The 5,092-nt window shown below is 26.6% G+C and carries 6 protein-coding genes; 5 read left to right on the top strand and 1 reads right to left on the bottom strand.

The window, feature by feature from the left end:
• Positions 1-44: 44 nt before the first annotated feature.
• The gene (locus AAT22_RS00340; RefSeq protein WP_046999895.1) at positions 45-428 is read right to left on the bottom strand and encodes a hypothetical protein; all 384 of its coding nucleotides are present in this window, start codon (positions 426-428) and stop codon (positions 45-47) included.
• A gap of 133 nt (positions 429-561) precedes the next feature.
• Here AAT22_RS00340 and AAT22_RS00345 point away from each other — a divergent pair, with 133 nt between their 5' ends.
• From AAT22_RS00345 to AAT22_RS00365, 5 genes are all read left to right on the top strand, one after another.
• Positions 562-1,611 carry an ABC transporter permease gene (locus tag AAT22_RS00345; RefSeq protein WP_046999896.1) on the top strand — a complete coding sequence of 350 codons (1,050 nt, stop codon included), beginning with the start codon at positions 562-564 and terminating at the stop codon, positions 1,609-1,611.
• Between the two features lie 2 nt (positions 1,612-1,613).
• Complete coding sequence (locus AAT22_RS00350) at positions 1,614-2,918, top strand: ABC transporter permease (protein WP_016206955.1); 1,305 nt, start codon at positions 1,614-1,616, stop codon at positions 2,916-2,918.
• Positions 2,919-2,922: 4 nt separating this feature from the next.
• A complete protein-coding gene (locus AAT22_RS00355; protein WP_016206954.1) occupies positions 2,923-3,591 on the top strand; it encodes an ABC transporter ATP-binding protein in 669 nt (222 codons plus the stop codon).
• 223 nt (positions 3,592-3,814) lie between these two features.
• Entirely contained in the window at positions 3,815-4,276 is a 462-nt protein-coding gene (locus tag AAT22_RS00360; RefSeq protein ID WP_046999897.1) for a GNAT family N-acetyltransferase, read from the top strand.
• Between the two features lie 23 nt (positions 4,277-4,299).
• Entirely contained in the window at positions 4,300-4,995 is a 696-nt protein-coding gene (locus AAT22_RS00365; RefSeq protein ID WP_052953878.1) for an ElyC/SanA/YdcF family protein, read from the top strand.
• The last annotated feature ends 97 nt before the right edge of the window (positions 4,996-5,092 follow it).

The following is a 5,092-nucleotide window of genomic DNA, read 5'->3' on the forward strand; positions in this document are numbered from 1 at the left end:
TTGTTGGTTGATTTTAATTTTAATTATGCTGATTTATTTCTTTTTTAATAGCCTATAGTTGTGGTTCTTCTTACATATGTCCAATTACCATTAAGAATACAGCCATTTTCTACATAACCATCACCTCTAAAGGAAGTATAAACATATGTTTCAGCAGGATATTTATTATCATAAGTAAAGCTTTTTGCATATCTAAGAACGGTAGGTGTTGGATTTACAATCTCACTATCTACCCATACACCAGCATTAGAGGGGCCGTTAGATACCATGGAACCCTCCATATAGTTACTATAAAGATTAACTGTAGACCTTATACTATAATTGGCCATTGGTGATATTTCATTTGCTAATACAGCTTTTGTAATTAAAGGTGTTAATAGTAATGAGGATAATGAGGATAATGCTATGAATTTTGAAATTTTATTCATTTAACCACTCCTTTATTGTTACATATAATTATATATTATTAATATTGTTAATATATACAAAATATTATAACATTCAAACACCGTATTGTAAATATATTACATAAATGTTAGTATATTTACAGGAGGGGATAAGGTGTTTAAATTTTTATTAAAAAGAAAAAGTATCAATATGTTTTTTATATTAGCATTTACTTTTACAATAATAACTTTTTCGTTAGGTAACTCTATTATATTAAATCAAGAAGAACTAATTAATAAATTTAGTCCAGATAAAAATAAAATAATAGTTTTTAAGTTAGAAAATGATATTAGTATTTCTGATGTTGTAGGTCTAATAAAGGATAAGGAAATAACTGTAGATTTAAGATTTTATGATAACAAGTCAGAGGCTTATATTGAAAGTGAGTTTATAATTAAGAGTTTTTCAACTGTTGGAGAACTTAAGGAGGGTAACTTATTTAATAGTGAAGATTACTTATCCCAAAATAATATATATATTGCATCTTCAGCTTTCAATGAAGAAGAGGTAAGTTTAATGGGCTATGGTAGTGAAAGATATGAGTTTGAGAAAATAGGTAGTTTTTATGATACAACAAAAAGAATAATAGTCCCTAATGATAGTTTTATAAAACTTTTGGGTGAAAATAAGATTAATTCACCTTATCTAAATATTATAATTAGTGGAGAAGAAGAAAGTATAAATTCAAGTATTGACATTCTAACTAAATATATTAAGGAAATTGATAATAAAAATAATTTGGAAGTATTTTCATATATGAAAGAAAATAGGAAGGTTGAGGCAGAGTCTTTATATAAAGCTTCAATTCTTATTGTAATAATAACATTAATTAATTCTTTAACATTATCATCATTATGGGTAGAAAGTAGAAAGAAGGAGTTAGCCTTAAGAAAAGCAGTAGGAGGTACTAGCAAACAACTTATGAAGTTATTTTTTAATGAAATGTTTTATATAAGTATTATTTCGTTAATCTTAGCCTTTGCTATACATTATATAGTATTCATTATAAGTGGAGGATATATAGAAAATCTTAGTGTGGCAATTAACATAAAGGGTATTTTATATTCAATGATTTTAACAGTTATAGTGGCAGTAATTATAACTTTACCATCTATTTTTTATCTTTCGGGAGTTAGACCGTCAGTAATATTAAGGGGTGAATAATTATGGGAAATGCATTAAAATCCCTAAAGAGAATAAAATTAATAGCTTTTTTAACTATACTACAATTATCTATAGGGCTAACACTTTTAAATACAGGCTCAATAATAAAACAAGAAAATGAAAATAAGCCTAAAAATCTTGAAAGGTTATTTGATTTTGAGAACACTTATTTAGTGGAAACTAAAGTATATGATAATAAAAATTCTAAATCAGATAAGATAATAACATCAGCTGATTTTAACAAAATAGAAAAGAGTTATAATGCATTAACGGATTTAAAAGATAAAGGAATAATATTTAATAATTTCATTTACTACTGTGGGGGTGGAGGAAACCCTATAATTTCAAGTGAGGGTAGCGCTGGGAAAAGTGATATTGCTAAGGAGTACTTACCAGAAGAGTATCACAATTTAGATGAAAATACTTTGATTAGAAATACATCAGAGATTAATATAAATGAGGAATTCTTTAATTTGTATAAAATAAATATAGTGGAAGGAAGAAACTTCACATCTAGTGATTTTAATATTAACTCAAAAGAAGAGCCTATTCCTATGATAATAGGATTAGACTACAAGGATAAAATATCTATAGGTGATGAATTTAAATATTCAGTACCAGATATAGATGGAGGATTAATAAATATAAAATATAAAGTAATAGGGTTTTATGATCATAATGATATGGTGATGTTGGGAAGTAAGGGAAAGTACGTGGATGGAGTAACTTTTTCAGATGCCTTTGTAATAACTCCAGTAGTAAATGATGTTTTATTTCTAAGTAACAAAGTAATAATGGCTCAATATGGAATTTGGGTAAATGTACCTAATTCAAATAGTATGGATAAGGTTGTTGATACATTATTACCTATATTAGAAGATGATGGGTTTAGCCTTGAAATAACAAATATGAAAGACGAAGTTAATAGAACAAAAGAAGTATTAGAGAAATCAAGTGTAAATGCAAGTGTATTAGGGTTAGCTCTTACAATATTATCTGTAATGGGAGTTTCATCAGTTATGATTGGAGAAATAAATAAAAGGAAAAAAGAATTTGGTATAAGAATAACTCAAGGAGCAACATTAAATACAGTATCAAAGGAAATATTTTTTGAGATATTACTTATGAGTGTTTTTGCAGGAATTGTATCTCTAATTTTAATTTTTTTAACAGACAGTAATTTGTTGACTATTAAGATTATATTAAAAAACTTATTAACAGTTATAGTTATTGTAAGCCTTATTAGTATAATACCAATATTGAGTTTGAGAAGATTTAATCCAATAGATTTAGTTAAAGGGGATTAGGGATATGAAGAGTATTGATATAAGAAACGTAACAAAGATTTATGGTAAGGGAGAAGGAAAAACTAAGGCATTAGATAATGTGAATTTATCTATACAAGAAGGAGAATTAGTAGCGATAATGGGGCCTTCAGGCTCGGGAAAGTCTACATTATTAAATATTATAGGATGCATTGATGTAGCAACAACAGGCAATTATTATTTAAATGAACAATTAATAGAAAATTTAAGTGAAAAGAAACTAGCAGAGATAAGAAATAAGAAAATAGGCTTTGTATATCAAAATTTTAACTTATTGTATGACTATAATATTATAGATAATGTAACCTTACCACTAACATATTCAAATAATAAAAAAACTATGAAAAAAAGGGGAATAGATATATTAAGAAGAGTAGGTTTAGATAGCTATATAAATAAAAAACCATCAATGCTATCAGGTGGACAAAAACAAAGAGTAGCTATTGCTAGAGCATTGATAAATAATCCGGATATAATATTAGCAGATGAACCAACAGGATCTTTAGATATGGCATCAGGAGAAAATGTTATAGAAATATTAAAAGAAATCAATAAAGGTGGAAAAACGGTAATAATAGTTACTCATGATATAAATATAGCTTATAAGTGTAATAGAATTATTAAAGTTATAGATGGAAAAGTGTTAAGTAAATAACAAGAGGGAAGTTAGATATTATAATAATTAGTATCTAGCTACCCTCATTTTTGTTTTAATAAATACTTATATATTTATAGTAAAGAAAGTTATTCATATCTATCAATGAAATGTGTAGTTATATAAATTTAATAAGTTTTAGAATGTTTGTTTGTAGAAAAAGTAAAGCAATAATATTATAATGATAGTACTATAAAGAATATGAATTAAGGGGAATAGTTATATGAAGAAGGAGTTTGAATTTAGACTTAAATATTTTGATGAACTTAACATAAATGAACTTTATGACATAGTAAAGGTGAGATATGAAGTTTTTGTTTGCGATCAAAAAATTACAAGTGAAAATGATTTTGATGATAAGGACAAGGAATGTTACCATTTAACAGTATATTATAAAGATACTTTAGTTGGATATTGTAGAATACTTAAAGCTGGAATGTCTTATAAGGAGCCTTCCATTGGGAGAGTTCTAGTACTAAAAGATTATAGAAGAAATAATATAGCTCAAGAAATGATGAAAAGAGCAGTAGATTTTATAATTAATGAATTAGGTGAAAATAAAATAACCTTATCTGCACAGTTATATGTAAAAGGATTATATGAATCAATAGGGTTTAAGGTTATATCAGATATTTATGAAGAGGCAGAAATACCACATATAAAGATGTCATTTAGCAAAGCATAAGAATATATTAGTATGGAGGAAAGATGTTTAATAAAAGAATAAATAAGTGGGTGAAATCTTTTATGACATACATGGCAATCTTTATAATTACTTTAATTATTTTAATAGTTTCAATAATAGTTAGGGTTAAAAGTTATGGGGATAAATATATATTAGATTTAAATGATTTGCCAAAGAATAATAATGCCATAATAGTATTAGGCGCAGGTGTTAGAAGTGATGGAACACCATCAGATATATTAGCTGATAGACTGGAATCATCTGTAGAAGCTTATAATTTAGGACTTGGAAATACATTTGTGTTAAGTGGAGATCACGGAAGAGAAGATTATAATGAAGTTGGTGCTATGAAAAGATATATCTTAAAAAGTGATATAGATGAAAAAGTAATATTTATGGATCATGCTGGGTTTAGTACCTATGATACTATGTATAGAGCAAAAGAAATATTTAAGGTAGATAAAGCTATAATAGTAACTAATGAATATCATTTGCCAAGAGCATTATATATAGCAAGAAAAATGGGTATAGATGCGTATGGATTAAAATCAGATAAAAGAGAGTATCAATTAATGGATAGTTATAAGAAACGTGAATTATTAGCACAATTAAAGGACTTTGTTTATGTAAATATATTAAAACCAGAACCTAAGTTTTTAGGAGAAGCAATTCCTGTAAGCAGCTCAGATGGAAGAGTGACTGAAGATGAAAAGAAATAATTTATAGTAAATGAAAAGTGAGGATTTAATGCCTCACTTTTATTTTTAATTACTTATATCTTCATGCGTTATACGTCATAGCCATCAAGCTTACTTA

Origin of the sequence: Clostridium sp. C8, from assembly GCF_001010885.1 — a bacterium.
Lineage (GTDB): Bacteria > Bacillota > Clostridia > Clostridiales > Clostridiaceae > Clostridium > Clostridium sartagoforme.

Excerpts from the sequence above, each read along its gene's own strand:
- AAT22_RS00340 (WP_046999895.1), bottom strand. The coding sequence starts at position 428 with ATGAATAAAATTTCAAAATTCATAGCATTATCCTCATTATCCTCATTA.
- AAT22_RS00365 (WP_052953878.1), top strand. The coding sequence starts at position 4,300 with ATGTTTAATAAAAGAATAAATAAGTGGGTGAAATCTTTTATGACATAC.
- AAT22_RS00355 (WP_016206954.1), top strand. The coding sequence starts at position 2,923 with ATGAAGAGTATTGATATAAGAAACGTAACAAAGATTTATGGTAAGGGA.
- AAT22_RS00360 (WP_046999897.1), top strand. The coding sequence starts at position 3,815 with ATGAAGAAGGAGTTTGAATTTAGACTTAAATATTTTGATGAACTTAAC.
- AAT22_RS00350 (WP_016206955.1), top strand. The coding sequence starts at position 1,614 with ATGGGAAATGCATTAAAATCCCTAAAGAGAATAAAATTAATAGCTTTT.